The organism is Anoxynatronum sibiricum (assembly GCF_039414295.1).
GTDB classification, from domain to species: Bacteria; Bacillota; Clostridia; order Peptostreptococcales; family Tindalliaceae; genus Anoxynatronum; species Anoxynatronum sibiricum.
In genome coordinates this window covers 1-753 of record NZ_JBCITM010000054.1, presented here as the reverse complement: position 1 = coordinate 753, position 753 = coordinate 1, and the positions used below count along the sequence as shown (strand labels likewise).

Sequence of the window (753 nt, the reverse complement as noted above, 5' to 3'; positions counted from 1 at the left end):
CATACAGGAATATACCATGTCATGCTAAGGGGAATCAACGGCCAAATCATATTTGAAGATCGGGAGGATTCCATCAAACTATTAGAGACAATTAAATACTACAGAGAAGAAAGTGGTTACGAAATCTACGGGTATTGCCTTATGAATAACCACATCCATTTATTAATCAAAGAAGGATGTGAAGAACTGGGCACAGTCTTTCGAAGAATCGGTGCCAGATATGTCTACTGGTATAACCGAAAATACGGCCGAAGAGGACATTTGTTCCAGGATCGGTATAAAAGTGAAGTGGTGGAAAATGATGGTTATCTACTAACAGTACTGCGATACATCCATCAAAATCCCCTTAAAGCATGCATTGTCAAAAACATCGAACAATACCCATGGAGCAGTTATCAGGAATACATTGGAAAGAAAGACATCTGCGAAACAGCGTTTCCACTTAGTATTTTTTCGAAGGACAACAAAAAAGCCGTAAAACTATTTAAAGACTTTCATGCAAAAGAGAAGCAGGACCACTGCTTGGATTATGAAGAAACATTCAGGATCAATGATCTGGAAGCGGCAGAAATAATTAAAAAATCAGCAGAGATTGACAGCACCAATAAAATACAAAGCTTCGATCAAGAACATAGAAATAAACTGATAAAGGAATTCAAGAAAAAAGGGCTATCCATACGTCAGATAGAAAGATTGACGGGGGTTAGTTTTGGTGTGATAAGAAGACTATAAGCATGCACAAAAGAACCGTCC

General features: G+C 38.0%; 1 protein-coding gene. It reads left to right on the top strand.

Features of this window, described 5'->3' with window-relative positions; translation table 11 throughout:
* Positions 1 to 732: transposase (locus AAIG11_RS17910; protein WP_343187552.1), on the top strand; the 732-nt coding region annotated here is incomplete at its 5' end.
* Positions 733 to 753: the final 21 nt, after the last annotated feature.